The organism is Ekhidna sp. ABH4_415 (genome assembly GCF_056161305.1).
This window is the reverse complement of record NZ_JBSWYW010000026.1, coordinates 1-465: the sequence shown is the minus strand read 5'-3', so window position 1 is coordinate 465 and position 465 is coordinate 1. Positions and strand designations below refer to the sequence as shown.

The 465-nt window shown below is 36.8% G+C and carries 2 protein-coding genes; both read left to right on the top strand.

Annotated elements, in window-relative coordinates; translation table 11 throughout:
- The first annotated feature begins 75 nt into the window (after nucleotides 1-75).
- On the top strand, nucleotides 76-228 hold the full coding sequence (locus ACXAH9_RS17170) for a hypothetical protein (RefSeq protein WP_474896082.1): 153 nt from the start codon (nucleotides 76-78) through the stop codon (nucleotides 226-228).
- A 49-nt stretch (nucleotides 229-277) separates the two neighbouring features.
- Nucleotides 278-465, top strand: a 188-nt coding sequence (locus ACXAH9_RS17165) for a transposase (RefSeq protein ID WP_474896081.1), incomplete at its 3' end; no start/stop codon positions are given.

The window sequence follows — 465 nt, the reverse complement described above, 5'->3', positions numbered from 1 at the left end:
GCGGAAGTTACTTCCGTGACATACTAGTAGTTAACCTTCCGTGACAATTAAACATTGAGTCCCTATTTTTGGTATGTGAGCGAAAAATACAAAATCAAAGATCAAGACAAAATCTACTTCGTGACTTTTAGTGTCGTTCAGTGGATCGATGTTTTTACTCGTCCGGTTTATAAGGAAATACTAATTAAAAACCCCTCTGGCGCGGAAGTTACTTCCGTGACATACTAGTAGTTAACCTTCCGTGACAATTAAACATTGAGATCCCTATTTTTGGTATGTGAGCGAAAAATACAAAATCAGAGATCAAGACAAAACCTACTTCGTCACCTTTAGTGTCGTTCAGTGGATTGATGTGTTTACCCGTCCGGTATACAAGGAAATACTAATTAAAAACCTCAAATATTGTCAGGAGCATAAAGGATTAGAAATCTATGGTTGGTGTTTAATGTCCAATCATATGCATAT